Annotated in this window: 24 protein-coding genes; 11 read left to right on the plus strand and 13 right to left on the minus strand. The window is 55.5% G+C overall.

Annotated features, from left to right (window positions below):
* The first annotated feature begins 33 nt into the window (after positions 1-33).
* A complete protein-coding gene (cho, locus tag BN2591_RS04810; RefSeq protein ID WP_162494941.1) occupies positions 34-897 on the plus strand; it encodes an excinuclease Cho in 864 nt (287 codons plus the stop codon).
* Here cho and ves read toward each other — a convergent pair.
* From ves to astC, 7 genes are all read right to left on the minus strand, one after another.
* Positions 894-1,451, minus strand: a complete 558-nt coding sequence (ves, locus tag BN2591_RS04815; protein WP_086869470.1) for an environmental stress-induced protein Ves — start codon at positions 1,449-1,451, stop codon at positions 894-896. The two genes, cho and ves, sit on opposite strands and share 4 nt — an antisense overlap.
* Positions 1,452-1,761: 310 nt before the next feature.
* Positions 1,762-2,241: an ATP-independent periplasmic protein-refolding chaperone Spy gene (gene spy, locus BN2591_RS04820; protein ID WP_086869471.1), complete on the minus strand. Its 480-nt coding sequence runs from the start codon at positions 2,239-2,241 to the stop codon at positions 1,762-1,764.
* Between the two features lie 315 nt (positions 2,242-2,556).
* Positions 2,557-3,522, minus strand: a complete 966-nt coding sequence (gene astE / locus BN2591_RS04825; protein ID WP_086869473.1) for a succinylglutamate desuccinylase — start codon at positions 3,520-3,522, stop codon at positions 2,557-2,559.
* An 11-nt stretch (positions 3,523-3,533) separates the two neighbouring features.
* Complete coding sequence (astB, locus tag BN2591_RS04830) at positions 3,534-4,859, minus strand: N-succinylarginine dihydrolase (RefSeq protein WP_086869476.1); 1,326 nt, start codon at positions 4,857-4,859, stop codon at positions 3,534-3,536.
* Complete coding sequence (gene astD / locus BN2591_RS04835) at positions 4,856-6,334, minus strand: succinylglutamate-semialdehyde dehydrogenase (RefSeq protein ID WP_086869478.1); 1,479 nt, start codon at positions 6,332-6,334, stop codon at positions 4,856-4,858. The genes astB and astD overlap by 4 nt, the downstream gene beginning before the upstream one ends.
* Positions 6,331-7,380, minus strand: a complete 1,050-nt coding sequence (gene astA, locus BN2591_RS04840) for an arginine N-succinyltransferase (RefSeq protein WP_086869479.1) — start codon at positions 7,378-7,380, stop codon at positions 6,331-6,333. Before astA ends, astD begins: the two co-directional genes overlap by 4 nt.
* Entirely contained in the window at positions 7,377-8,597 is a 1,221-nt protein-coding gene (gene astC, locus BN2591_RS04845; protein ID WP_086869950.1) for a succinylornithine/acetylornithine transaminase, read from the minus strand. The genes astA and astC overlap by 4 nt, the downstream gene beginning before the upstream one ends.
* Positions 8,598-9,031: 434 nt before the next feature.
* Between astC and xthA the strand changes: the two genes are divergently transcribed.
* Genes xthA through BN2591_RS04860 form a run of 3 tightly spaced genes read left to right on the plus strand, consistent with a single transcriptional unit; the run spans position 9,032 to position 11,121 of the window.
* Positions 9,032-9,838, plus strand: a complete 807-nt coding sequence (gene xthA / locus BN2591_RS04850; RefSeq protein ID WP_065368680.1) for an exodeoxyribonuclease III — start codon at positions 9,032-9,034, stop codon at positions 9,836-9,838.
* Positions 9,839-9,841: 3 nt separating this feature from the next.
* On the plus strand, positions 9,842-10,705 hold the full coding sequence (locus BN2591_RS04855; protein WP_086869481.1) for a sulfurtransferase: 864 nt from the start codon (positions 9,842-9,844) through the stop codon (positions 10,703-10,705).
* A complete protein-coding gene (locus BN2591_RS04860; RefSeq protein WP_086869483.1) occupies positions 10,705-11,121 on the plus strand; it encodes a pyrimidine (deoxy)nucleoside triphosphate diphosphatase in 417 nt (138 codons plus the stop codon). Before BN2591_RS04855 ends, BN2591_RS04860 begins: the two co-directional genes overlap by 1 nt.
* On the opposite strand, the gene BN2591_RS04865 is transcribed toward BN2591_RS04860, so the two are convergent.
* A complete protein-coding gene (locus BN2591_RS04865; protein ID WP_086869485.1) occupies positions 11,087-11,374 on the minus strand; it encodes a DUF1496 domain-containing protein in 288 nt (95 codons plus the stop codon). The two genes, BN2591_RS04860 and BN2591_RS04865, sit on opposite strands and share 35 nt — an antisense overlap.
* Before the next feature lie 235 nt (positions 11,375-11,609).
* On the opposite strand from BN2591_RS04865, the gene gdhA reads away from it, so the two are divergent.
* Positions 11,610-12,953, plus strand: a complete 1,344-nt coding sequence (gene gdhA / locus BN2591_RS04870) for an NADP-specific glutamate dehydrogenase (protein ID WP_086869487.1) — start codon at positions 11,610-11,612, stop codon at positions 12,951-12,953.
* A 29-nt stretch (positions 12,954-12,982) separates the two neighbouring features.
* On the opposite strand, the gene BN2591_RS04875 is transcribed toward gdhA, so the two are convergent.
* Both BN2591_RS04875 and selD read right to left on the minus strand, forming a co-directional pair.
* The gene (locus tag BN2591_RS04875) at positions 12,983-14,938 is read right to left on the minus strand and encodes a DNA topoisomerase III (RefSeq protein WP_086869489.1); all 1,956 of its coding nucleotides are present in this window, start codon (positions 14,936-14,938) and stop codon (positions 12,983-12,985) included.
* A 4-nt stretch (positions 14,939-14,942) separates the two neighbouring features.
* Positions 14,943-15,986 (minus strand): selenide, water dikinase SelD, encoded by a 1,044-nt coding sequence (gene selD, locus BN2591_RS04880; RefSeq protein ID WP_086869491.1) that lies wholly within the window; start codon positions 15,984-15,986, stop codon positions 14,943-14,945.
* Positions 15,987-16,250: 264 nt separating this feature from the next.
* Between selD and phoC the strand changes: the two genes are divergently transcribed.
* Positions 16,251-16,997, plus strand: a complete 747-nt coding sequence (gene phoC, locus BN2591_RS04885) for an acid phosphatase PhoC (protein WP_086869493.1) — start codon at positions 16,251-16,253, stop codon at positions 16,995-16,997.
* Between the two features lie 126 nt (positions 16,998-17,123).
* Here the strand turns inward: phoC and BN2591_RS04890 are convergent, their stop codons facing one another.
* A complete protein-coding gene (locus BN2591_RS04890; protein WP_086869495.1) occupies positions 17,124-17,675 on the minus strand; it encodes an NAD(P)H nitroreductase in 552 nt (183 codons plus the stop codon).
* Positions 17,676-17,837: 162 nt separating this feature from the next.
* Between BN2591_RS04890 and sppA the strand changes: the two genes are divergently transcribed.
* From sppA to pncA, 3 genes are all read left to right on the plus strand, one after another.
* Positions 17,838-19,691 carry a signal peptide peptidase SppA gene (gene sppA, locus BN2591_RS04895; RefSeq protein ID WP_086869497.1) on the plus strand — a complete coding sequence of 618 codons (1,854 nt, stop codon included), beginning with the start codon at positions 17,838-17,840 and terminating at the stop codon, positions 19,689-19,691.
* Positions 19,692-19,752: 61 nt separating this feature from the next.
* Positions 19,753-20,769: an asparaginase gene (ansA, locus tag BN2591_RS04900; protein ID WP_086869499.1), complete on the plus strand. Its 1,017-nt coding sequence runs from the start codon at positions 19,753-19,755 to the stop codon at positions 20,767-20,769.
* Positions 20,770-20,779: 10 nt separating this feature from the next.
* Entirely contained in the window at positions 20,780-21,421 is a 642-nt protein-coding gene (gene pncA / locus BN2591_RS04905) for a bifunctional nicotinamidase/pyrazinamidase (protein ID WP_086869501.1), read from the plus strand.
* 42 nt (positions 21,422-21,463) lie between these two features.
* Here pncA and BN2591_RS04910 read toward each other — a convergent pair whose 3' ends face one another.
* Complete coding sequence (locus BN2591_RS04910; protein ID WP_086869503.1) at positions 21,464-21,739, minus strand: YeaC family protein; 276 nt, start codon at positions 21,737-21,739, stop codon at positions 21,464-21,466.
* 37 nt (positions 21,740-21,776) lie between these two features.
* Positions 21,777-22,190, minus strand: coding sequence for a peptide-methionine (R)-S-oxide reductase MsrB (msrB, locus tag BN2591_RS04915; RefSeq protein WP_020454026.1), 414 nt, complete (start codon positions 22,188-22,190; stop codon positions 21,777-21,779).
* Between the two features lie 343 nt (positions 22,191-22,533).
* Here msrB and gapA point away from each other — a divergent pair, with 343 nt between their 5' ends.
* Both gapA and BN2591_RS04925 read left to right on the plus strand, forming a co-directional pair.
* Complete coding sequence (gene gapA, locus BN2591_RS04920) at positions 22,534-23,529, plus strand: glyceraldehyde-3-phosphate dehydrogenase (RefSeq protein ID WP_017456513.1); 996 nt, start codon at positions 22,534-22,536, stop codon at positions 23,527-23,529.
* A gap of 75 nt (positions 23,530-23,604) precedes the next feature.
* Positions 23,605-24,489, plus strand: coding sequence for a D-hexose-6-phosphate mutarotase (locus BN2591_RS04925; protein WP_086869505.1), 885 nt, complete (start codon positions 23,605-23,607; stop codon positions 24,487-24,489).
* Positions 24,490-24,526 lie beyond the last annotated feature (37 nt).

Genomic DNA, 24,526 nt, shown 5'->3' on the forward strand with positions numbered 1-24,526 from the left:
TACTGGATAGGTAAACAGTATCAGGAGTCTTTTGTGGTCAGGCGTCAATCAGCCCCGCGTCTTGAATTCGAAGCGGCGGCAATCTATGAATATCCGGAACATCTTCGTCCGTGGCTGGAAGCCATGCCCAAACAGCCCGGCGTCTATATTTTTCATGGCGAAAGCGAGGCGATGCCGCTTTATATCGGTAAAAGCGTCAATATCCGCAGCCGTGTGCTGTCGCACCTGCGCACGCCAGATGAAGCGGCGATGCTGCGTCAGTCGCGGCGTATCACCTGGATTTGCACCGCCGGGGAGATTGGCGCGCTGTTGCTTGAAGCGCGGCTGATTAAAGAACAACAACCGCTCTTTAATAAGCGCCTGCGCCGTAATCGCCAGCTCTGCTCGCTTCGCCTTAGCGGCGAAAAGCCACAAGTGGTGTATGCCAAAGAGGTGGATTTCTCCTCCTCTCCCGATCTGTATGGCCTGTTTGCCAATCGCCGTGCCGCATTACAAGCGCTGCAGTCTATCGCTGATGACGAAAAGCTGTGTTATGGGCTACTGCGTCTGGAATCACTAAGCCGTGGCCGGGCTTGTTTTCGATCCGCGTTACAACGCTGTGCCGGAGCGTGTTGTGGCAAAGAGACTCGCGAAGCACATGATGAACGCTTCGCCGCCGCAATGGCGCGTTTGCAACTGGTTTGCTGGCCATGGCGCGGCCCAATTGGGCTAAAAGAGAGCGCAGCAGGAATGACGCAGTACCATATCATTCACAACTGGCTATGGTTAGGTTCAGTTGATGAGCCCGCCGCTGCCGCGCAACTGCTTCGCTTACCGGCGGGTTTCGATCATGACGGCTACAAAATTCTCTGCAAGCCGCTGCTTTCCGGGGATTACGACATCATCGAACTGGATTAATGGCCGGGCAGCCAGGTGATTTCACTGAACAGTAATTGCCCTTCAGACTTTAGCAACCGCAGGGTTTGCCGACCTTCCTGCCAGTAGGCGCCCTGATCGGCGGTTAATAACTTATCGCCCAACTGCCACGCGCCACTCAGGACGAAAATAACGCCGCCGCGTGTACCAATAGTGGTAAACGTGCGGTCGGCGATACGGACTTTCGCCTGGCAGCGATCGCGGCGCGTCATTACGTTAAAATCCAGCGACATCCGCCCGTCGGAAAGCTCGGCTCTGACCGGCTGCTCACCGGCAAAAGCGAAGGGCTGGTGGTGTTTAAGCGTGTGGCTGAAAGCATCTCCCCCGTTCAGCGTTACCTCGCCACCTTCAATGAGTGTTATGACCCGATCCACACCGGGAAATTGCGGAAAATCACCGTTGCTGGCCAGCGAAGCGATACTGGCTCGCCAGTTAAAATCACGTGTTGCGGGCGGAAAACAGCAAATTTCCCGGGTTTCACCCGCCCCATTACGCCAGAGGTTTACCGGCATTTTACGGATATCAAAGAATTCCATCATCACTCCTGAATGGCGCGGTGCTTCACCTGCGCCGCTGCCTCTTCGGGCAGCCTGCATCATTGTTATTGTTTACTTTGCCATGTGTGAATTATCGGCAGCCGATGCGATTTGCCTTAGGCTGTTGCGCAATCAGACATGTAAAAAATCATAAATTTCAGATAAGTAACATCGCCACAAAAACGAGGTTTAACGAGAATACCGCGCCAGAAGCGGCTGGCAAGAGGGAAACAAGAAAAAACCGCCGGTTCTGCCCATCACGTAAAACAAGCGATGAGCAAAACCGGCGGTCTTAAGGAGGGGTGCTGAATTATTCAGCAGGTGCAGGAGGCATTTTACCTTCCGCTGCCGGATGTTCTGTCAGACGCTTCTCAAAATTCGCATTGAATTGCTTTTTCTGTTCCGGGGTCAGAATGTTGTAAATCTTATTCTGCGTCTCCATACGTTTCAGCATGCTTTCTTTATGCTGCTGTTCCATTTTGGTGATTTGCGCTTCGGCTTTCGCGCGGTCAAAGCTGTCGCTGGTAATGATGTCATGCATTGCGCGCATCTCTTCCACCGGCGGGCGTTTCATCTCTTCGCGCTGGCTTTTCATGATGTCGCGGACTTGCTGTTTCTGCGCATCGGTCAGGTTCAGGCCTTTGAACATCATGTCGTGCGGGCCCTTACCTTTGTGGTGCATCATTGGTTTCGCGTCGCCGGGTGCGGCGGTGGTATCCGCAGCATGAGCCAGACCAGCAGCGCCAAAAGCCAGGGTAGAGGCAACAAACAGAGCAGTCAATTTACGCATAATTTTATTCCTTACTTCGGTTTTACTTACGGCGGTTGCCGTGTTGACGCTATTCACTTTACTGCCTTTATCGTCAATTAATCAGAGCGACGGTAAAACAATGAAAGTGTAAATATCATTTTTACGTCAAATATGAAGGAAATAAGGATAAAGCATGGAGAGTCGAAAATTAAATATTCAACAGACTGATTAAAAAGCAATTATGGAGAATCTTAAATCAAAGTATTTTATTAATAAAGAGTTCACCAGGATAATTCTGTAATTTATTTAAGAAAAGCAAAAAGAAATAAGCCCTGCGTTAACAGGGCTGGATGTTTAATTAATTTTTTCAAGCATTAGCCCGGCGCGTAAGCCAATGGCAACATTCGGATTGGGAAACAAAACATACTCCTGCTCATGTTGCACCACATACCGCTCGCCGCGATCCTCTGCCAGTAATGTGCCCGCGCTGAAGTCCGTAAAATTGAGCGTATTCGCACTCATGAAGAGTTTAAATTCTTCACTGTGGCGGGTCAGTTGCTGTACCACCCGATAGCGCAGCGGCCTATTTTCCGTGTCTGGCGCAGGCTCACCCGCCAGTAACGCCGCCAGCGCCCAGGCCGTACGCTGGAACTGGCTTAAATCGTTTTCACCAAACGGCAACGCTTTGCCAAGCTCCAGAGTGCAAGCCAGTGCGTTGAAGTGCTCACAGCTGTAGTGTGTAAACGTGCCGCCTGGCGCCTGGTGAAATACCAGCGCCTCCAGCCCGGCGGCCCCCAGCCACTCCAGAAACAACTCATCCCACGGCTCTGCTCGCAGGGGTAATACGCCAAAGCGAACATGGTGCGAACCACGGATCGCGGTGTGTAAATCCAGATGCCAGCGCACCTCATCGCCCGCGGCAAAGAAATGCGTCACCGCCCGTTCGAGCTGAGCGGCGCGCACCGTTTCATCGTTAGGCGGCAACTGCTGCCAGCGGCCACCAAACATTCGGTTGAGATCGTTATGCAAAAAACGCTTGTTTTGCGCCAGTGCCTGCGGGTTTCCAAGGATCACCAGCAGCCGCCAGGTAAGCGGTTGTTCGCCCGCAAACACATTTTTAAGCAACAGATCCAGCATCTCCACCGGCGCAGTTTCATTACCGTGGATAGCACATGAGATGACCAGCGATCGCCCGACGGGTTGTTTCGGGATCAGTTCCAGAATCCCTTGTTCGTGCCACAACCAGTGAATACCGCCCGACTCCCCTGACATTTTTCGCGGGATATCGCCCGCAAGCGTTGCAGCAAGAAAGTTATCCATACGGCCTCCGGTTAACGCTGGAAGGGATACACCGATCCCAGATTCAACAACTGCGTTAATCGGTCCAGCGCTTCCCGCCCCTCGCGTAAGAGCTGCGGATCGGCTAAATCCGCTTGCGTCAGCCGATCGCGATAGTACCGATCCACCCAGTCATTGAGGGTGGCAAACAAACTGTCATTCATCATCACCGCCGGGTTAACGGCCTGCTGTTCCGCCTCGGTAAGCACCACACGCAAGCGCAGACACGCCGGACCACCACCGTTCGCCATGCTTTCTCGCAGATCAAACACGTTAAGCTCACTGATCGGGTTATCCTGCGCCAGCAGCGTGTTCAGATAGCGCCACACACCGGCATGTTCCTGTGACTCCTGCGGTAATACCAGCAACATGCTGCCATCATCCCGACTCAGCAGTTGGCTGTTAAACAGATAGGTCGCCACCGCATCGGTAACAGAAACGGCCTGCTGCGGAACTTCAATCGCCATAAATCCCGGTACTTTTGAGTGTAGCTCGGCCAGCACACGAGCCTGGTCGGCAAAAGCCAGTTCGTGACAAAAAAGTACCTGTCGGTTCGAAACGGCAATCACATCGTTATGAAACACGCCCAGATCGATAACGTCCGGGTTTTGTCGGGCGAAAACCACCTGCTCCGTGCGCACCTGGTTAATACGCGCCACCGCCTCGCTGGCTTCGCGCGTCTGGCGTGCCGGATAGCGCGCCGGGGCATCCAGGCTTGCGTACTCCCTGCCATAAACGAAGAGTTGCACACCCGCTTCGCCGTAATCACCGCCAAAGCGGTTATGGTTCGCCGCACCTTCATCGCCAAACATGGCGACCTGCGGCAGCGCCGGATGGACAGCAAACGTCGTTTCATCGCAGAAGATAGCGCGCAACAACGCTTCTGTCGTCGGGGCTTCCATCGCGCGGTGGAATTTATTATTCAGGTTGGCAACCGTGAGATGCACTTTGCCATCCAGCGCATCAGCCGACGGGCAGACGGTAGCCGCGTTCGCGACCCACATCGCCGATGCCGAACTGGCGGCGGAGAGGATCTGCGGCGCTTGCGCGGCAGCTTTTTCCACCACCTGCTCATCGCTACCGCTGAAACCAAGCTGGCGCAAGACCGCGATATTGGGGCGCTCCTGTGGCGGGATAACCGCCTGCGGAAAACCCGCGTCGGCGAGCGCTTTCATTTTCAGCAGCCCCTGCTTCGCCGCCAGTTTCGGGTTAGAAACCTGAAAGCGGTGTTTGGTCGAGGCTTCATTACCGAAAGATAATCCGGCGTAATGATGCGTGAGCCCGACCAGGCCGTCGAAGTTGACCTCACGTGCTTTCATGGCTGCGCCTCGCGGGAGAAATCAAGCCCCGGGCTGAGCGTCTGTGGCAACGTTAATGCGGGAGATTCAAGACTCGCCATCGGCCAGGCGCAGTAATCCGCCGCGTACCAGGCGCTGGCGCGATGGTTACCCGACGCGCCGACACCACCAAACGGCGCGGTACTGGCGGCACCGGTTAACGGTTTATTCCAGTTGACGATCCCGGCGCGCGCTTCCAGCAGCAGTTGATCAAATTTTTGCCGATCCGGTGAAATCAACCCGCAGGCCAGCCCGTAGCGTGTGTCATTCGCCATACGGATCGCCTGATCAAAATCGTCATAGCGCCAGACACACAGCAGAGGGCCAAACACTTCTTCATCCGGCACTCCCGCAACGTCCGTCATCTCGATAATCCCCGGCGTCAGCAGCGAGGTTCCTTCCGCCAACAGGCGCGGCGCCAGCAAGGTTTTACCACCACGCGCTTCGTGCGCCTGCCAGGCCTGGTAAACCTGCTGCGCTGCCTGGGGTGAAATTAAGCCTCCGAAAAACGGCGCGGGTTCCGCATCCCAGGCCTGCGGTTGCAGCCGCGCGCTCACTTCCACCAGCCGCGCGAGAAAATCATCGCCCGCTTTTGAACGTTTCACCAGTAAGCGACGCGCGCAGGTGCAGCGCTGCCCGGCGGTAATAAATGCTGACTGGATCGCCAGATGGACGGCGGCATCGGTATCGTCAGGATCTTCAACAATTAGTGGGTTGTTGCCGCCCATCTCCAGTGCGAGGATCTTTTCAGGCTGCCCGGCAAGCTGGCGGTGTAGCTGATATCCCGTATTGGCGCTGCCGGTAAAGAGCAACCCATCCAGCCCCGGTAATGCGCTCAGCGCCTGGCCGGTCTCACGCCCGCCCTGCACCAGATTGAGCACGCCTGCGGGCAAACCGGCCTGCTCCCAGAGTTTGACTACCGCTTCGCCGGTCCACGGCGTGAGTTCGCTTGGTTTAAAAATCACGGTATTACCCGCGAGTAGCGCCGGGATAATATGCCCATTCGGCAGATGGCCGGGGAAGTTATACGGCCCGAAAACGGCCAGCACGCCATGCGGGCGATGGCGCAGTGTTGCGGCACCATCCGCCATCTCCGTGTGTTGTTCCCCGGTGCGCGTGTGGTACGCCTTTACTGATATTGAGGCTTTGTTGATCATCGCCGTCACTTCGGTCGCCGCTTCCCAGCGCGGTTTACCGGTTTCACGGGCGATAATTTCTGCCAGCGCCGCTTTATTACTCTCCAGCAGCGCTGCGAATGTCTCAACAATGGTCTGGCGTTCCGTAAAAGCCCGCCGCGCCCACTGCGGGAAGGCCTCGCGTGCGGCCTGATACGCCAGAGCCACTTGCTCGCTATCAGCATCAAAGCCGTGCCACAGTGCGTCGTGGCTTACCGGGTTGGTTTTGACGCGGCGTTCGCCCTGGCCTGTTACCCAGTCACCCTTAATCCATAAACTCATTTCGTTTTCTCCTCGCCACTTTTCTCTTCGGCACACAGGCGCACCAGCCGCACGGTATCGCCGGGCTGGCACTTCAACGCATCCAGTTCAGCTGCCGTTAATAGCAAACGCTCAGTGTTCGGGTCCGCGTAAATCAGCATGGCGCGAAATTGCTGGTACTGCTCATTGGAGACCATACACGCGGGCCATTCACCCGGCGCGCGCTGGCCTTCGCCTACCGTCACCAGGCGACTTTTGCGAATCGCCCGCACCCGGTCGACATCGCATTCAAGCGTCGGACCGCCATCAAAAATGTCGACGTAGTTACGATAGCGAAAACCCTCTTTTTCCAGCACCGCTCGGGCCGGTGCCGTTTGTGGATGCACTTCGCCGATCACCGCTTGCGCTTCTTGTGAAAGAAAGTGGGTATAAATAGGATGCTTTGGCATCAGCTCCGCGATAAAGGCTTTTTGCCCGGTGCCGCACAGGTAATCCGCCCGGCTGAACTCCATCGAAAAGAAACGCTTGCCGAGGCTCTCCCAGAACGGCGAATAACCGTGCTCGTCAATCACGCCGCGCATCTCGGCCACCACTTTTTCATTGAAGCGCTCGCGGAATGCCGCCATGAACAGAAAGCGGGATTTCGACAACAGGTAGCCATTGCCCTCTTTACGCCAGGCGGGATCGAGAAACAGGGTGCAAAGTTCGCTGCTGCCAGTGTGATCGTTACTGAGAAACAGCGTTGGCAGCGCGTTATAAACATTCAGCTCTTTCGAGGCATGAACCTGGGTCCCGACCCGGTAGTTATACCAGGGATCGTTCAGGCCAACCGCAACCTCAATGGCGCAAATCCCGGCAACCTCGCCGCTTTGCGTCTCTTCCAGCACAAAAACGTACCCTTGTTCACCCTTCGGCAACTCTCCTTGCCAGGTACGGCGTGAGCGCTCAATCCGCGCAGCAAGCGTGGCTTCATCAACGGGCAACGACGTCAGGCCGCCACCGGTTTTCCCGGCCAGCCGCATCAGCGCCGGTAAATCGCCTTCGGCGACAGGACGGATCACCATCATGATGCGCTCTCCGCAATGAATTTTTCACAGGCGCGGGCTACACGCGTAAGCCCGTCGCGGATCTCTTCTTCGCTGATATTCAGCGCTGGCGCAAAGCGCAGCACATTGCCACCGGCAATCAACACCATTGCGCCTTCTGCCGCTGCCAGTTGTGAAAGTTGCTTTGCTTTTCCCGCATACTCAGGCGCCAGTTGACAGCCGATCAGCAACCCTAAGCCGCGGATTTCACTGAACAGGTGATAACGGTCATTGATCGCCGCAAGCTGCTCCGTAAACCATTGATGGCGTTGCTTCACGCCGGTCAGGGTTTCCCGTGTGTTGACGATATCGAGCAACGCACCGGCCACCGCGCCAGCCAGAGGATTCCCGCCGTAAGTCGTACCATGGGTACCGACATTCATCACTTTGCCAAACTGTTCGGTGGTCAGCATCGCGCCAATTGGGAAACCGCCACCCAACGCTTTTGCCGTGGTCAGCGCATCCGGCGTCACGCCGTAATGCATATAGGCATACAGTTCGCCGGTGCGGCCAACACCGGTTTGCACTTCATCAAAAATCAGCAGCGCGTTATGGCGCGTGCACAGCTCACGCAACCCTTGCAAAAACGCCTGGCTGGCAGGCACCACGCCGCCTTCACCCTGCATCGGCTCGACAATAACGGCGCAGGTATCGTCATTAATTAAGGCGCTGGCGGAGGCAAGATCGTTGAACTGCGCATGCTGGATTTGCGGCGGCAACGGCGCAAAATCTTGCGAATAAGCTGGCTGCCCACCCGCGCTGACGGTAAATAAGGTGCGTCCATGGAACGCATTCTTGAACGCGACAATGCCGCTTTTGTGCGGACCGAACGTATCGTGAGCATACTTGCGCGCCAGCTTCAGCGCCGCTTCATTCGCCTCGGCACCGGAGTTACAAAAGAAGGCGCGATCGGCAAAGGTCGCGTCCAGCAGGCGTTTCGCCAGTTTCAGCACCGGCTCGTTAGTGTAACCGTTGCCGGTATGCCAGAACTTCGCCGCCTGCTCGCTAAGTGCTCTACACAGCGCAGGGTGCGCGTGCCCCAGCGCATTTACCGCAATCCCGCCGGCAAAGTCGACATACTCTTTGCCCTGTTGATCCCACAGGCGGGAACCTTCACCGCGTACCGGAATAAAAGGCGCAGGCGCGTAGACAGGCAACATCCATTGATCAAAATTTTCACGCGTAATTGACAGAGACATAGCGACCTCATCCGGTAAATAAATAGTTGATAAAATGTTAACGAATATGAACGTTTTCGCTGTAAATGTAGATTGCACGGTTCGTGCCAGCCAGCGATAAAAATGCATAAACGGCTTGCAGCAACGTAATTTCAACAACTTAAAACCTGTCGCCATTCACTTTATTTGCATAAAAAGTGAATAAACAGAGATCGAAATGCGGTAGTGCGTGAGTAAAGACGCCTGTTTATGCAATTAGAAATTTTAATTATAGAACTGTGATCATCAGCGAAATTAATTTACATCGTGCGCCCTGTTTTAGTGCGTTTCGCCCTAAATGAGGGCGCGTGCTGCGCCAGTGCGCATCGGCGGTGGCGATATCAATAAGTGGCGGTGGTGAAATGTAAATTCTGCTAACATCTCTGCATCTTTCACTCTGCTAAATGGCTGCGACTATGAAATTCGTCTCTTTTAATATCAATGGCCTGCGCGCCCGACCTCACCAGCTTGAAGCGCTGGTTGAGCAACATCAGCCGGACGTCATCGGCCTGCAGGAGACCAAAGTCCACGACGATATGTTTCCGCTCGAAGATGTCGCACGGCTGGGCTACAACGTTTTTTATCACGGACAGAAAGGCCACTACGGCGTTGCGTTGCTGACCAAAGAGACGCCGATTTCCGTGCGTCGCGGCTGGCCGAACGACGGGGAAGAAGCGCAGCGCCGCATTATCATGGCGGAGATCCCCTCGCCTATCGGCGATATCACGGTGATTAATGGCTATTTCCCGCAGGGCGAAAGCCGCGACCACCCGCTGAAATTCCCGGCGAAAGAGAAGTTCTACCAGGATTTGCAAACCTATCTGGACACGGAACTCGATAAAACAAAACCGGTGTTGATCATGGGCGATATGAATATCAGCCCGACAGATCTCGATATCGGTATTGGCGAAGAGAACCGCAAACGCTGGCTGCGCACCGGTAAATGCTCCTTCCTGCCGGAAGAGCGCGAATGGATGGAGCGACTGAAAGGCTGGGGGCTGGTGGATACCTTCCGCGAAGCCAACCCGGAAACGCAGGATCGCTTCTCATGGTTTGATTACCGCTCGAAAGGCTTCGACGATAACCGCGGCCTGCGTATCGATCTGCTGCTGGCAAGCCAACCGCTGGCAGAACGCTGCATTGAAACGGGTATTGATTACGACATCCGCAGCATGGAAAAACCGTCCGACCACGCACCCGTGTGGGCAAAATTTAAGGTCTGACCGATGACGCCCGCGCGTTCTCCGTGGGTTTGTGCAACGTGGCTGGCGGATCTGCTACAACACCGCCCGATCACCGCTGGCCCGCAGGGCGAGTGGCGGCTGCTGGAGGTGGGCTTCGACGCTGAACACCGCTATCGCGCCGGGCATATTCCCGGCGCGGATTATATCGACACCCGCGAAGTAGAAAGCCCGCCGCTGTGGAATGTGCTCAAGCCAGCACAATTACGTCAGGTGCTGCTCAGGCATGGCCTGCGCGCCGATATTACCGTCATTCTTTACGGCCGGAGCAATTATGCGGCGGAGCGGATGGCGCATATTTTGTTATACGCCGGGATCAGGGATGTTCGCTTACTGGATGGCGGCTGGCAGAGCTGGCTGCGAGCCGGTTTAGCCTGGCAAACCGGTGCAGCGGCGGGCATAACCCCGTCATCGGATTTCGGCGTGAGTGTCCCGGCACAACCTCAGCTACTGCTCACTATGGCGCAAACCCAAAAGCGTTTAGCGCAGCCCGGTACGTTGCTGGTTAGTATCCGCAGTTGGCCTGAGTTTAGCGGTCAGACAAGCGGCTACGACTATATCGCCGCGGCTGGTGATATCCCCGGCGCCCGCTGGGGGCAGGCCGCGGGCGACAGCCAGTTTATTACCAACTTTCACCACCCGGACGGCACGGTGCGAAACCCGTCAGAGATCGCCGCGCTCTGGCAACAACAGCACATCACTGGCGATAAGCCGGTGATTTTTTACTGCGGCACCGGCTGGCGCGCCGCGTTTGCTTTTTTTATAGCCCGCGCACTCGGCTGGGCGGATATCGCCGTGTATGATGGCGGCTGGTTCGAATGGAGCCAGCACTCAAACGGAACGCCGTAATGACTCTTTTAAAAACCCTGGATGTCGTGGCCGCTATTATTGAGCGCGACGGCAAAATTTTACTGGCGCAGCGCCCCGACCATGCCGATCAGGCCGGTCTGTGGGAATTTGCCGGTGGCAAGGTAGAAGCCGGGGAAACACAACCACAGGCGCTAAAGCGCGAGTTGCGCGAAGAGTTGGGTATTGACGCCGAGCCTGCGCGCTATATTGCCAGCCATCAGCGGGAGGTTTCCGGGCGGCTGATTCATTTGCACGCCTGGCACGTGGAGAATTTCAACGGCGAACCAGTACGCCACTATCACCGGGATTTGCGGTGGTGCTTACCCGCCGAAGCACTGAAACTGCCGCTGGCTCCGGCGGATATTCCCCTGCTGGAAGCGTTTATGGCTTCACGCGCCGCCACACCAGCGGGTTAGTGGAAATGACTTTCTCATCGCGCTGGCATTGTAATAACACGCCCTCGGTTTTGATAACCGCCCCTTCGCTGTAGTTTTGATTACCGTATACGCAGCATTGCATGCAAGGCTGCGTGGTCTGCGTCTGCCCACCGGAGCTGAACACTTCCGGCGGCACATTCACCTCAATCCCCGGCGACGGTAAACGTTCAGCCAGCGCGCTGGTTGAGGCAGCGAGCAGTAACGCAGCTGCTATCCACTTAATTCGGGTCATAACTTGTCCTTTCTGATTGACGCCACTCATTACTATAACGGATCTCTGCGTCAGGACTTTAATTTCGTCGATCATCGTTTTTAGTTATGACAGATTGCCAATTATTAATTTGCCTGGTGTGCGGATTTTTCCCTTGCGGCATGCAGCCTTGCGAATGTTATAGTCCAAAAGTGCCTGCTTTTTGCGCGCCACCATCACAACAAATTCACCACAACAATAAGAGACTCTTATATCTATGGATCAGACGCACTCTCTTGCATCATTTCTCCAGTATGTCGAACAGCGCGACCCGCACCAGCCGGAGTTCTCCCAGGCCGTTCGTGAAGTGATGACTACCCTCTGGCCCTTTCTTGAAGCTCACCCGCGTTATCGCCAGATGTCTTTACTCGAACGCCTCGTTGAACCGGAGCGCGTGATTCAGTTTCGCGTCGCCTGGGTTGATGATCGCAATCAGGTGCAGGTTAACCGCGCGTGGCGTGTACAGTTCAGTTCGGCCATTGGTCCCTACAAAGGCGGTATGCGTTTTCACCCGTCGGTGAATCTGTCGATCCTCAAGTTCCTCGGCTTCGAACAAACGTTCAAAAATGCGCTCACTACCCTGCCGATGGGCGGCGGCAAAGGCGGCAGTGATTTCGATCCCAAAGGCAAAAGCGATGGCGAAGTGATGCGCTTCTGCCAGGCTCTGATGAGCGAACTGTATCGCCATCTTGGCGCGGATACCGATGTGCCCGCCGGGGATATTGGCGTCGGCGCTCGCGAAGTCGGTTTTATGGCCGGGATGATGAAAAAGCTCTCTAACAATACCGCCTGCGTGTTTACCGGTAAGGGGCTGTCGTTTGGCGGCAGTCTGATCCGCCCGGAAGCGACCGGTTACGGCCTGGTCTATTTCACCGAGGCGATGCTCAAGCGTCACGGTCTTAGCTTTGAAGGGATGCGCGTGGCGGTTTCCGGCTCCGGCAACGTGGCACAGTACGCTATTGAAAAAGCGATGGCCTTCGGTGCACGGGTGATTACCGCGTCGGATTCTGCCGGTACGGTGGTAGATGAAGCCGGTTTTGACCGTGAAAAACTGGCCCGCCTGTGCGAGATCAAAGCCAGCCGTGATGGCCGCATCGCAGATTACGCGCGTGAATTTGGTCTGACGTACCTCGAAGGCAAGCAGCCGTGGTCCGTGCCGGTCGATATCGCGCTGCCGTGTGCCACGCAAAATGAGCTGGATAGCGACGCGGCGCGCGTATTGATTGCCAACGGCGTAAAAGCGGTGGCGGAAGGCGCAAATATGCCCACCACCATTGATGCCACTGAACTGTTTCTCGGGGCGGGCGTGCTGTTCGCACCGGGTAAAGCCGCGAATGCTGGCGGGGTGGCCACCTCTGGTCTGGAGATGGCGCAGAATGCCGCGCGCATGGGCTGGAAAGCGGAAAAAGTGGATGCGCGTTTGCATCACATCATGCTGGATATTCACCAGGCTTGCGTTGAGTACGGCGGTGAAGGCAAACAGACGCACTATGTGCGCGGTGCCAACATCGCGGGCTTCGTGAAAGTCGCCGACGCGATGCTGGCACAAGGCGTGATTTGATAGGCAGGCCGGGTAACAGAGAAAAGGTGTTATCCGGCCGGAGACGCCGCGTCACCGCCCGCCTCTGCAGCTGGCGGGCGTTTTTTCCCCCGGCCTTTGGCAAACGGTTTTTTCTTCTCGCCGCCCGGTGCCACCAGCCCACGGAACTGACGCACCGGCGTGTTGCGCGCCTGGTGAATCAGCTCGTGCAGCGTACCAACCAGCGGCTGCATAAAGTCCTGATAGCGGCACTCTTTCTCACTGATTTGCGTCAGTACCGACTCCCAGTGCGCGGTCATGTCCGGCCGCGCCGCCATCTCCGGCAGCGAGTGGATCAACGCCCGGCCCGGTTCGGTCGAATGGATGTAGCGTCCTTTCTTCACCAAAAAACAGCGCTTAAAGAGCAGTTCAATAATCCCCGCGCGCGTCGCCTCGGTGCCCAGACCATCGGTAGCACGCAGAATTTTTTTCAGTTCTTTGTCCTGCACGAACCGCGCAATCCCGGTCATCGCCGACAGCAAGGTGGCATCGGTAAAGTGGCGTGGCGGCTGAGTCTGGCGCGCGACCACTTCGCCTTTTTCGCACAGCAATTCGTCGCCTTTTGCCACCACCGGCAACGGCGTGCCGTCGTTCTCTTCATCGCGCTCTTTCGAACCAAGCAGCGTGCGCCATCCGGCCTCCGCCAGAAAACGCGCTTTGGCGATAAACTTGCCGTTGGCGATATCAAGATCGATCTGGCATTTGCGGAACACCGCATCCGGGCAGAACTGCATCAGATACTGGCGAGCGATCAGGTTATAAACGTTGGCTTCGTTATCGCTGAGATTGACCTTCGAGGCGCGGGCCGTCGGAATGATCGCATGGTGCGCATCAACTTTCTTATCGTCCCAGCAGCGGTTGCGCGTCTCCGGGTTCACAACCGGCTGCGGCAACAGATCCGGGGCATGCGCGCCAATTGCGTTCATCACCGCGTGTCGCCCGGCGAAGTGCTCTTCCGGTAAGTAGCGGCAATCGGAACGCGGATAGGTAATAAGTTTGTGGGTTTCGTAGAGTTTCTGGCAAATATCAAGCACGTTCTGCGCACTGAGCCCATAGCGCTTTGCCGCTTCGATCTGCAACGCAGAAAGCGAAAACGGCAGCGGTGCGGGTTCTGATTCCCGTTTATCGTTATAGGCCGTTACCAGCGCGGGTTGACCGCTAATGCGGCTCACCACATGCTCCGCCAGCGGACGATGTAACAAGCGCCCTTCATCGTCCTGATAAGGTTCACACGCCTCGCTCGGCTGCCACAGGGCGGTAAAGCGTTCTCCGGCAGGCGTGACGATATGCGCTTTCACCTCAAAGAAATCTTTCGCCACGAAGTTTTCAATCTCTTCGTCGCGACGCACCACCAGCCCGAGCACCGGCGTTTGCACGCGCCCGACAGAGAGCACGCCCTGATAACCGGCGTTGCGCCCCAGCAGCGTATAAGCGCGGGTCATATTGATACCATAGAGCCAGTCGGCGCGGGCACGCGCCAGCGCCGACACGCACAGCGGAATAAATTCGCTATTTGCCCGCAGACGCTCAATCGCCCGCTCTACGGCCTGCGGATTGAGATCGTTAATCAGGCAACGCTGCACCTGCTGGCGTTTTTCTGCTGGCAGTTGCAGGTAATCAATCACTTCATCCACCAGTAACTGCCCTTCACGATCCGGGTCACCAGCGTGCACCACCTGTTCGGCATCGGCGAGCAGGCGTTTGATGACATTGATTTGCTTGAGCACCGACGGGCGCGGCTGCAACTGCCACTTTTCCGGCACGATCGGAAGATCGGCCAGATTCCAGCGCGCATAGCGGCTGTCATAAGCGTCCGGCTGCGCCTGCTCAAGCAGGTGACCAATGCACCAGGTCACCACCTGACCATTACCGCACTCAATATAGCCGTCGCCTTTGCGATGCGGCTTCGGCAGCACATCGGCAATGGCACGCGCCAGACTGGGCTTTTCGGCAATAAATAACCGCATAGGATTAACGGATCTCGATCATTGGTCGACCGCCGCGTGCGCTGACCAGCTCACCAATCGCGCTCAGTTGAATACCGTATTCCGCCGCCGTCGCTTTGACTTCCTCTTCCGAACCCGGCGCTACCGCCAGCAGCAAGCCACCGGACGTTTGCGGATCGCACAGCAAATCGCGCACCGCCGTTGGCATCTCGCCCATCAGATGACCATAGCTGGCGAAGTTACGCTGCGTACCGCCCGGCACTGCGCCCTGCGCAATGTACTCTTCAACGCCCGGCAATTTCGGCACATCCTGATACCAGACTTGTGCCTGCACGCCAGCGCCCTGACACATTTCACTCAGGTGGCCGAGCAGGCCAAAGCCGGTGACATCGGTCATCGCTTTTACGCCGTCGATCCCGGCAAAAGCGGCACCGGCAAGGTTCATGCGGCACATCACTTCTGTTGCCAGACCAACGTGTTCCGGTTTGAGCAGCGATTTTTTCTCCGCTGTGGTCAACACGCCAATGCCCAGCGGCTTGGTAAGGTACAGTTTGCAGCCCGCCTGGGCGGTGCTGTTTTTCTTCACGCGTTCGGTTGGTACCACACCGGTTACGGCAAGGCCAAAAATCGGCTCCGGCGCATCAATTGAGTGACCACCCGCCAGGGCAATCCCCGCCTGCTGGCAGGCAAAACGCCCACCGTCGATCACCTCGCGCGCAATTTCCGGCGCCAGTTTGTCGAGCGGCCAGCCCAGGATGGCAATCGCCATAATCGGTTTGCCGCCCATCGCGAAAACGTCGCTAATGGCGTTGGTCGCGGCAATGCGGCCAAAGTCGAAGGGGTTATCGACAATCGGCATAAAGAAGTCAGTGGTGCTGATAATGCAGGTGCCGTTACCCAAATCGTAAACGGCGGCGTCATCACGCGTTTCGTTGCCGACAAGCAGGTTCGGGTCGAGAAACTTCGCCTGCTCGCTATGCAGAATGGTATCCAGCACTTTGGGGGAAATTTTACAACCGCAACCGGCTCCGTGGCTGTATTGCGTTAAACGAATGGCTTGCTCGCTCATGGACATCTCCTGTCATTGCAATCGCGCTATGGTAGCGCCCAAATGCTGAGCTGGTAAGTCTGGCAATCTGAATTCGCGCGTTATTGCTCATTAAGCAAACGAAACAGACATAACCTGCGATGATTTTTTGCTCGCAAACATCATCTCAATAACTACATCGGCCATTTTGCGAGTCACCGCAATGTTCTTTTTGGCATTTTATGACAGAAATATGACAGCAGCCACTGAGGGCTACAGACGCTTTTTTACATAAAGGAACCGCTCATGAAAAAAAATATCATCGCGTTTTGTCTTGCTAGTTTGCTCTCTACCAGCGCTTTTGCTCTGGTTCCATCCGGGAATGACGCCACCACCAAACCTGATCTTTATTACCTGAAAAATGCGCAGGCCATTGATAGCCTGGCGCTGTTACCACCGCCGCCGGAAGTCGGTAGCATCGCGTTTTTAAACGATCAGGCAATGTACGAGCAGGGCCGCTTACTGCGTAACACCGAGCGCGGCAAACAGGCAGCGGAAGACGCAAACCTGAGCAGCGGCGGCGTGGCAAACGCCTTCTCCAGCGCATTTGGCTCACCGATCACCGAGAAAGACTCCCCGCAGCTGCATAAGCTGTTGACCAATATGATCGAAGATGCGGGCGATCTTGCCACGCGCGGCGCGAAGCAAAAATATATGCGTATCCGCCCGTTTGCTTTTTATGGCGTGCCAACCTGCAACACCAAAGAGCAGGATTCGCTGGCGAAAAACGGCTCATATCCGTCCGGTCACACCTCTATCGGCTGGGCGACCGCACTGGTGCTGGCTGAGATTAACCCACAGCGCCAGGATCAGATCCTCAAACGCGGATATGACCTGGGGCAAAGCCGGGTGATCTGTGGCTACCACTGGCAAAGTGATGTGGACGCCGCGCGCATTGTCGGCTCCGCTGTCGTTGCCACTTTGCATACCAATCCGGCGTTCCAGCAACAGTTGCAGAAAGCCAAAGACGAGTTTGCCGCCCAGCATAAATAAATTGCGCGCCCTGACGGGCGGACTTTCACGCTGATCCCTTCGCGTTTTTATCGGCGAAAGCGGACTGGGCTTTAACAGAAAGCGGCTGCGGCAGAGTTGTCGCAGCCGTCAGATAGCAGGTGACGCTTAGAAACGTGTCACGAACGGCGTGGTATCCGGTACGGTGACCGTGGTCGAGGCTTTCAGTTGCGGTGTGCCGAGATACAGAAAACCGACGATTTTATCCTGTTCGCGGCAGGCAAACGCCTGGCGAACCACCGGGCTGTCGGTCAGCGGGCCGGTGCGCCAGATGCCGTTAAACCCCTGCGCCAGTGCCGCCATCTGCATTGCCATAACCGCGCAGCCGGCAGAAAGCAACTGTTCCCACTGCGGGACTTTGTGGTGAACTTCGCATTTCGCCACCACCGAGATGATCAACGGCGCACGAAAAGGCGATGTACGCGCTTTTTCGATACCTTTTTCATCCTGGCCTGCAGCAATCGCGGCCTGCTCCAGCGTCTGACTGAAACGTTCGCGCCCTTCCCCTTCGATGACAAAAAAATGCCAGGGCTGAAGCGTACCGTGATCCGGCGCGCGCATCCCCGCATGTAAAATGTTATCCAGTTGTTCACCTGCCGGGGCCGGTTCTGCCAGCCGGGATGCGCTACGACGATTGACGAGCAGCTCAAGTGCGTCCATTAGTTAAACTCCCGTATTGAAATTTGTTCACAAAATTAACACGAGCGTAGAAATTGTTACAGCGCCGGAGGCGATTCCTGCTGACAACTGGCGGCGGGGTAATTAGGATAACCACACTTTGCCGCTCGGGCAGCGGTGGTCGTTAACTACCAGGGAGAATACATGCGAACCCTTTGGCGAATTATTGCCGGTTTTTTCAAGTGGAGCTGGCGATTGCTGAATTTTATCCGCAAGCTGGTGCTGAATCTTTTCTTTATTTTGTTGGTGCTGGTTGTCGCAGGCGTGTGGATGCAAATGAGCGATAGCAAAACCAGCAGCAACGGCCGGGGCGCATTGCTGCTGGATATTTCGGGCGTGGTGGTGGACAAAACCTCTGCCAGTAGCCGCCTTGGCGCGCTGGGTCGCCAGTTGTTTGGTGCCAGTTCGGATCGTCTTCAGGAAAACTCGCTCTTTGACATCGTCGACACCATTCGCCAGGCACAGCATGACCGGAATATCACCGGGATTGTGATGGATCTGAAAAATTTTGCCGGCGCCGATCAATCGTCGATGCAGTATATCGGCAAAGCGCTGCGTGAGTTCCGCGACAGCGGCAAGCCGGTTTATGCCGTGGGCGATAACTACAGTCAGGGCCAGTATTACCTTGCCAGCTTCGCCAATAAGATCTGGCTGTCGCCGCAGGGCGTGGTTGATCTGCACGGCTTTGCCACCAACGGTCTCTACTACAAATCGCTGCTTGATAAGCTAAAAGTCACCACCCATGTATTCCGCGTCGGGACCTATAAATCCGCCGTTGAGCCGTTTATTCGCGACGATATGTCCCCGGCAGCACGTGACGCGGATAGCCGCTGGATTAACGAGTTGTGGCAGAACTACCTCAACACCGTTGCCGCTAACCGCCAAATCACCGCGCAGCAGGTCTTCCCTGGCGCACAAGCGATGCTGGATGGTCTGCGTAAAGTGGATGGCGACACAGCGAAATACGCGCTGGATAACAAGCTGGTTGATGAGCTGGGTTCCGCCACCGATGCGGAAAAAGCGATGGTTAAACAGTTTGGCTGGAGCACGGAGGATAAGAACTTCCGCGCGGTCAGCATGTACGATTACCAGGCGAAAAAACCAAGCGATGTGGGCGATACCGTGGCAGTGATTTTCGCTAACGGCGCGATCATGGACGGTGAAGAGACGCCGGGGAACGTCGGCGGCGATACGACGGCCGCGCAGATCCGCGACGCACGCCTGGATCCGAAAGTGAAAGCCATTGTGCTGCGTGTTAACAGCCCTGGCGGCAGCGTTAGCGCATCGGAAGTTATCCGCTCAGAACTGGCGGCTGCCCGCGCGGCAGGTAAGCCGGTAGTGGTTTCAATGGGCGGCATGGCGGCCTCCGGCGGTTACTGGATCTCGACACCGGCGAACTACATTGTCGCCAGTGCCAGCACGCTGACCGGGTCGATTGGTATCTTCGGGGTTATTAACACGCTGGAAAACAGCCTCGACAGCATCGGTGTGCATACTGATGGCGTAGCAACCTCGCCGCTGGCAGATGTCAGCATGACCAAAGCGTTGCCGGACGAAGTTTCGCAGATGATGCAGTTGAGCATTGAAAATGGCTACAAACGCTTTATCACGCTGGTGGCGCAGTCGCGCAACAGCACACCTGAGCAGGTCGATAAAATCGCGCAGGGCCACGTCTGGACAGGCCTGGATGCGAAAAACAACGGTCTGGTCGATGCGTTGGGCGATTTCGACGACGCGCTGGCGAAAGCGGCTGAGCTTGCGAAACTGAAACAGTGGCATATCGATTACTACGAGGAAGAGCCGAGTTTCTTTGATCGGGTAATGGATAGCATGTCCGGTTCGGTAAGCGCCATGCTGCCAAAAGCACTGCAGGCCTATCTGCCCGCGCCGCTGGCAAGCGCTGCGCTGGAGATGAAAGCTGAAACCGACAAACTGGCGGTGTTTAACGATCCACAAAATCGTTATGCACTCTGTCTGAACTGCGCCAATATCCGCTAAAATCACCTGACCTCGTCCCCTCCACCGGAGGGGATTTTTTTGATGAAGCCAGAATATAACTATGCAAAAAAAATCCATTTACGTTGCCTACACGGGCGGTACTATCGGTATGCAACGCTCAGAACACGGCTATGTGCCGGTTTCCGGTCACCTGCAACGTCAACTGGCGCTGATGCCGGAGTTTCATCGCCCGGAAATGCCCGATTTCACCATCCATGAATATGAGCCGCTGATGGATTCGTCCGATATGACGCCGGAAGACTGGCAACATATTGCAGATGATGTAAAAGCTCACTATGACGATTACGATGGTTTTGTCATTCTGCACGGAACAGACACGATGGCTTACACCGCGTCGGCGCTGTCGTTTATGCTGGAAAACTTAGGCAAACCGGTAATTGTGACAGGGTCACAAATTCCTCTCGCCGAACTGCGTTCTGACGGGCAGATCAACCTGCTGAATGCCTTATATGTGGCGGCAAATTTCCCGATTAACGAAGTGACGCTGTTCTTCAATAACCGTCTGTATCGTGGCAACCGTACCACCAAGGCGCATGCCGATGGTTTCGACGCGTTCGCTTCGCCTAACCTTGCACCACTACTCGAAGCGGGTATCCATATTCGCCGTCTGGGCACGCCGCCCGCGCCGCATACCACGGGAGAGCTGGTTGTCCACCCGATCACTCCGCAGCCGATTGGCGTGGTGACGATTTATCCCGGCATTTCCGCCGATGTGGTGCGCAACTTCCTGCGCCAGCCGGTAAAAGCGCTGATACTGCGTTCTTACGGCGTGGGTAATGCGCCGCAAAACGGTGAGTTTCTGAAAGAGTTACAGGAAGCCAGCGCGCGCGGCATTGTGGTCGTCAACCTGACACAATGTATGTCCGGCAAAGTCAACATGGGTGGCTACGCCACCGGCAATGCCCTTGCCCACGCTGGCGTGATTGGCGGCGCAGACATGACCGTGGAAGCGACGCTGACAAAACTTCACTACCTGTTAAGCCAGGATCTGGACGCTGATTCCATTCGCACCGCCATGACACAAAACCTGCGCGGTGAACTGACGCCGGATGAATGAGGAGGCTGGTATGATGCAACGCGCACTGCTGCTGGTCGATATTCAGAATGATTTCTGCGCTGGCGGCGCGCTGGCTGTGGCGGAAGGTGACAGCACAGTTGATGTTGCTAACGCCATGATTACGTGGTGTAAAACACGCGGCAATTCCATCGTGGCAAGCCAGGACTGGCACCCGGCCGGACATAGTAGTTTCGCCAGTCAGCACCACGTCGCGCCGTTCACGACTGGCGAACTGGCGGGGTTAGCCCAAACGTTTTGGCCCGATCACTGTGTACAAAACAGCGAGGGCGCGGCGCTACATCCGTTGCTAAACCAGAAAGCCATTGACGCGGTGTTTTACAAAGGGGAAAACCCGCTGATTGACAGTTACAGCGCGTTTTTCGATAACGGCCATCGTCAGGAAACCGCCCTGCACAAATGGTTGCAGCAGCACGGCATCCGCGAACTGGTAATTCTCGGTTTAGCCACCGATTACTGCGTGAAATTTACCGTGCTGGATGCGCTACAACTTGGATACGAGGTGAATGTCATTACCGATGGTTGCCGTGGCGTGAACCTGAATCCGCAGGACAGCACGCAGGCGTTTATGGAGATGTCAGCGGCTGGCGCGACGCTCTATACGCTCGCGGACTGGCAGGAAACGCACGCCTGATGATGCCCCTGCCGGATGGCGTTGCGCCTCCGGCATGGCGACTTACGATTTAAATGTCGCGATCGGCTTTGGCGAAATGCCAAAATCCTCTTTTAATTGCTGCTTACTTTTCATCACCATCTGGCCGTTGGTGTCAATGGTCATGTGCTGCGCCTGCGTGTTATTGCGCGCCTGCCACAGCATCACCAGTTGCAGGCTGTTCTCTTTTTGCTCTGCTGTCAGCGCAACGCCATCCGGCCATTTACCTAACTCAACGGCCGTTACCAGGCGCAGGTAAATCTCCGGCGTCATGCTGTTAACGATTTGATCAAGATTCATCTTGAAAACTCCGTGGAATAATTGCTGAATCGTTTTTTCAACCCTGAGATCGTTCGCCGTTTTCGTCATCCGTAAAACTCAGGGAAGCAGAGTTGACGCAATAGCGTTCGCCGGTCGGTTGCGGACCATCCGGAAAGACGTGTCCCAGGTGCGCATCACATTTTCCACAGCGGATTTCCACACGCTGCATGCCATGGGAATAATCGTTGATATAGCGGATAGCGTCTTCGCTCACCGGCTCAAAGAAACTTGGCCAGCCGCAGCCAGAATCATATTTCGTTTGTGAATTGAACAGCGCGGCGTCACACACCAGACAGTGATAAACCCCGTCGCGTTTGTTATGCAGAAAACGCCCGGTGAACGGCGGCTCAGTGCCGTGGTTCTGCGTCACGTAAAACTGCATTTCAGTCAGTGTTTTTTTCAGGTCGTCTTCAGAAGAATTATGCGCCATTTGCTCACGCCTCACGGTAAAAACTCGACAACTTTTCAGCCTGATTCTAACAAAACATTAACACTGCGGCGTTAACTTTTGTTCTAAACTTATTTGTTGCGGTAAAGCAGCCGGTGAATTGTGATTAATCTCACATTTTTATCCTGTCCGACCTTTAAAATTCCGGGCGGCGCCCCTATATGGGGAGCATGCTCAAAGGAAGAGTGAGGCGAGTCAGTCGAACAAAGGTTATGCGGAGGATTGATTTGTCGCAATGATTGACACGATTCCGCTTGACGCTGCGTAAGGTTTTTGTAATTTTACAGCCAACCTTTTATTCACTAACAAATAGCTGGTGGAATATATGACTATCAAAGTAGGTATCAACGGTTTTGGCCGTATCGGTCGCATTGTTTTCCGTGCTGCTCAGGAACGTTCTGACATCGAAATCGTTGGTATCAACGATCTGTTGGACGCTGAATACATGGCGTACATGCTGAAGTATGACTCCACTCACGGTCGTTTCAACGGTACCGTAGAAGTGAAAGACGGCCACCTGGTTGTTAACGGCAAAACCATCCGTGTTACTGCTGAGAAAGACCCGGCTAACCTGAAATGGAACGAAATCGGCGTTGACGTCGTTGCTGAAGCTACCGGTATCTTCCTGACCGACGAAACCGCGCGTAAACACATCACCGCTGGCGCGAAAAAAGTTGTTCTGACTGGCCCGTCCAAAGACAACACCCCGATGTTCGTACGTGGCGCTAACTTCGACAAATATGCCGGCCAGGACATCGTTTCCAACGCTTCCTGCACCACTAACTGCCTGGCTCCGCTGGCAAAAGTTATCAACGACAACTTCGGCATCATCGAAGGTCTGATGACCACTGTTCACGCGACCACCGCAACGCAGAAAACCGTTGATGGCCCGTCTCACAAAGACTGGCGTGGCGGCCGCGGCGCATCCCAGAACATCATCCCGTCCTCTACCGGTGCTGCTAAAGCTGTAGGTAAAGTACTGCCGGAACTGAACGGCAAACTGACTGGTATGGCGTTCCGCGTTCCGACTCCGAACGTATCTGTTGTTGACCTGACCGTTCGTCTGGAAAAAGCAGCGTCCTACGAAGAAATCAAGAAAGCCATCAAAGCCGCTTCTGAAGGCCCGATGAAAGGCGTTCTGGGTTACACCGAAGACGACGTAGTTTCTACCGATTTCAACGGTGAAGTTTGCACTTCCGTGTTCGATGCTAAAGCCGGTATCGCCCTGAACGACAACTTCGTGAAACTGGTTTCCTGGTACGACAACGAAACCGGTTATTCCAACAAAGTTCTGGATCTGATCGCTCACATCTCCAAATAAGTTGAGATGAGAACCTGATCTGAAAGAGCGACTTCGGTCGCTCTTTTTTTGTTTTGAAGACAGAGGATTGCGTTAATGATTAATAAAATTTTTGCACTTCCGGTAGTCGAACAAATTACCCCTACTCTCTCCCTGCGCAAAATGGACGAGCTGGACGTCATCGTCGTCGACCATCCGCAGGTTAAAGGTTCATTCGCCTTACAGGGCGCACATCTGCTCTCCTGGAAACCGCAGGGTGAAAAAGAAGTCCTGTGGCTGAGCGGCAACACGCCGTTTAAAAATGGTGTCGCACTGCGCGGCGGCGTGCCGGTTTGCTGGCCGTGGTTCGGCCCGGCAAAACAACAAGGCCTGCCAGCGCATGGTTTTGCGCGCAATCTGCCGTGGGCGCTGAAAGCGCATAACGAAGACGCCAGCGGCGTCGTGCTGACTTTTGAACTGCAGAGCAGCGATGCCTCGCGTAAATTCTGGCCGCACGACTTTACGGTGTATGCCCGTTACAAACTGGGCGCGACCTGCGAAATGGAGCTGGAAGCCCACGGTGAGTTTGAAACCACCTCGGCGCTGCACACCTATTTCAACGTCGGTGATATCGCGGCGGTAAAAGTGAGTGGTCTTGGCGATCGTTTCATCGACAAAGTGAACGATGCGAAAGAAGATGTGCTGGCCGACGGTGTGCAAACATTCCCGGATCGTACCGACCGCGTCTATCTGAATGCTGAAGCCTGCAGCCTGATCCACGACAGCGCGCTTAACCGCACCATTGAAGTCATCCACAGCCATAACGCGAATGTTGTGGCGTGGAACCCCGGCCCGGCGCTCTCCGTCAGCATGGCTGACATGCCGGATGACGGGTACAAAACATTTGTCTGCGTGGAATCGGTTAACGCGACCGTGCCGCAGAAAACCACAGAAGAGAAGCCTTCCCGCCTGGCGCAGACTATCCGCGTCGTTAAACGCTGATCCTGCCAACCCTCTCCTGACAGGAGAGGGTTATTAT

It is taken from the genome of Kosakonia pseudosacchari (genome assembly GCF_900184035.1).
GTDB classification, from domain to species: Bacteria; Pseudomonadota; Gammaproteobacteria; order Enterobacterales; family Enterobacteriaceae; genus Kosakonia; species Kosakonia pseudosacchari.

Excerpts from the sequence above, each read along its gene's own strand:
- selD (WP_086869491.1), bottom strand. The coding sequence starts at position 15,986 with ATGAGCGAGCAAGCCATTCGTTTAACGCAATACAGCCACGGAGCCGGT.
- BN2591_RS04865 (WP_086869485.1), bottom strand. The coding sequence starts at position 11,374 with ATGACCCGAATTAAGTGGATAGCAGCTGCGTTACTGCTCGCTGCCTCA.
- msrB (WP_020454026.1), bottom strand. The coding sequence starts at position 22,190 with ATGGCGCATAATTCTTCTGAAGACGACCTGAAAAAAACACTGACTGAA.
- BN2591_RS04910 (WP_086869503.1), bottom strand. The coding sequence starts at position 21,739 with ATGAATCTTGATCAAATCGTTAACAGCATGACGCCGGAGATTTACCTG.
- ansA (WP_086869499.1), top strand. The coding sequence starts at position 19,753 with ATGCAAAAAAAATCCATTTACGTTGCCTACACGGGCGGTACTATCGGT.
- astA (WP_086869479.1), bottom strand. The coding sequence starts at position 7,380 with ATGATGGTGATCCGTCCTGTCGCCGAAGGCGATTTACCGGCGCTGATG.
- phoC (WP_086869493.1), top strand. The coding sequence starts at position 16,251 with ATGAAAAAAAATATCATCGCGTTTTGTCTTGCTAGTTTGCTCTCTACC.
- sppA (WP_086869497.1), top strand. The coding sequence starts at position 17,838 with ATGCGAACCCTTTGGCGAATTATTGCCGGTTTTTTCAAGTGGAGCTGG.
- BN2591_RS04890 (WP_086869495.1), bottom strand. The coding sequence starts at position 17,675 with ATGGACGCACTTGAGCTGCTCGTCAATCGTCGTAGCGCATCCCGGCTG.
- ves (WP_086869470.1), bottom strand. The coding sequence starts at position 1,451 with ATGGAATTCTTTGATATCCGTAAAATGCCGGTAAACCTCTGGCGTAAT.
- BN2591_RS04855 (WP_086869481.1), top strand. The coding sequence starts at position 9,842 with ATGACGCCCGCGCGTTCTCCGTGGGTTTGTGCAACGTGGCTGGCGGAT.
- spy (WP_086869471.1), bottom strand. The coding sequence starts at position 2,241 with ATGCGTAAATTGACTGCTCTGTTTGTTGCCTCTACCCTGGCTTTTGGC.
- astE (WP_086869473.1), bottom strand. The coding sequence starts at position 3,522 with ATGGATAACTTTCTTGCTGCAACGCTTGCGGGCGATATCCCGCGAAAA.
- gapA (WP_017456513.1), top strand. The coding sequence starts at position 22,534 with ATGACTATCAAAGTAGGTATCAACGGTTTTGGCCGTATCGGTCGCATT.
- xthA (WP_065368680.1), top strand. The coding sequence starts at position 9,032 with ATGAAATTCGTCTCTTTTAATATCAATGGCCTGCGCGCCCGACCTCAC.
- BN2591_RS04875 (WP_086869489.1), bottom strand. The coding sequence starts at position 14,938 with ATGCGGTTATTTATTGCCGAAAAGCCCAGTCTGGCGCGTGCCATTGCC.
- astB (WP_086869476.1), bottom strand. The coding sequence starts at position 4,859 with ATGAAAGCACGTGAGGTCAACTTCGACGGCCTGGTCGGGCTCACGCAT.
- pncA (WP_086869501.1), top strand. The coding sequence starts at position 20,780 with ATGATGCAACGCGCACTGCTGCTGGTCGATATTCAGAATGATTTCTGC.
- gdhA (WP_086869487.1), top strand. The coding sequence starts at position 11,610 with ATGGATCAGACGCACTCTCTTGCATCATTTCTCCAGTATGTCGAACAG.
- BN2591_RS04925 (WP_086869505.1), top strand. The coding sequence starts at position 23,605 with ATGATTAATAAAATTTTTGCACTTCCGGTAGTCGAACAAATTACCCCT.
- astD (WP_086869478.1), bottom strand. The coding sequence starts at position 6,334 with ATGAGTTTATGGATTAAGGGTGACTGGGTAACAGGCCAGGGCGAACGC.
- BN2591_RS04860 (WP_086869483.1), top strand. The coding sequence starts at position 10,705 with ATGACTCTTTTAAAAACCCTGGATGTCGTGGCCGCTATTATTGAGCGC.
- astC (WP_086869950.1), bottom strand. The coding sequence starts at position 8,597 with ATGTCTCTGTCAATTACGCGTGAAAATTTTGATCAATGGATGTTGCCT.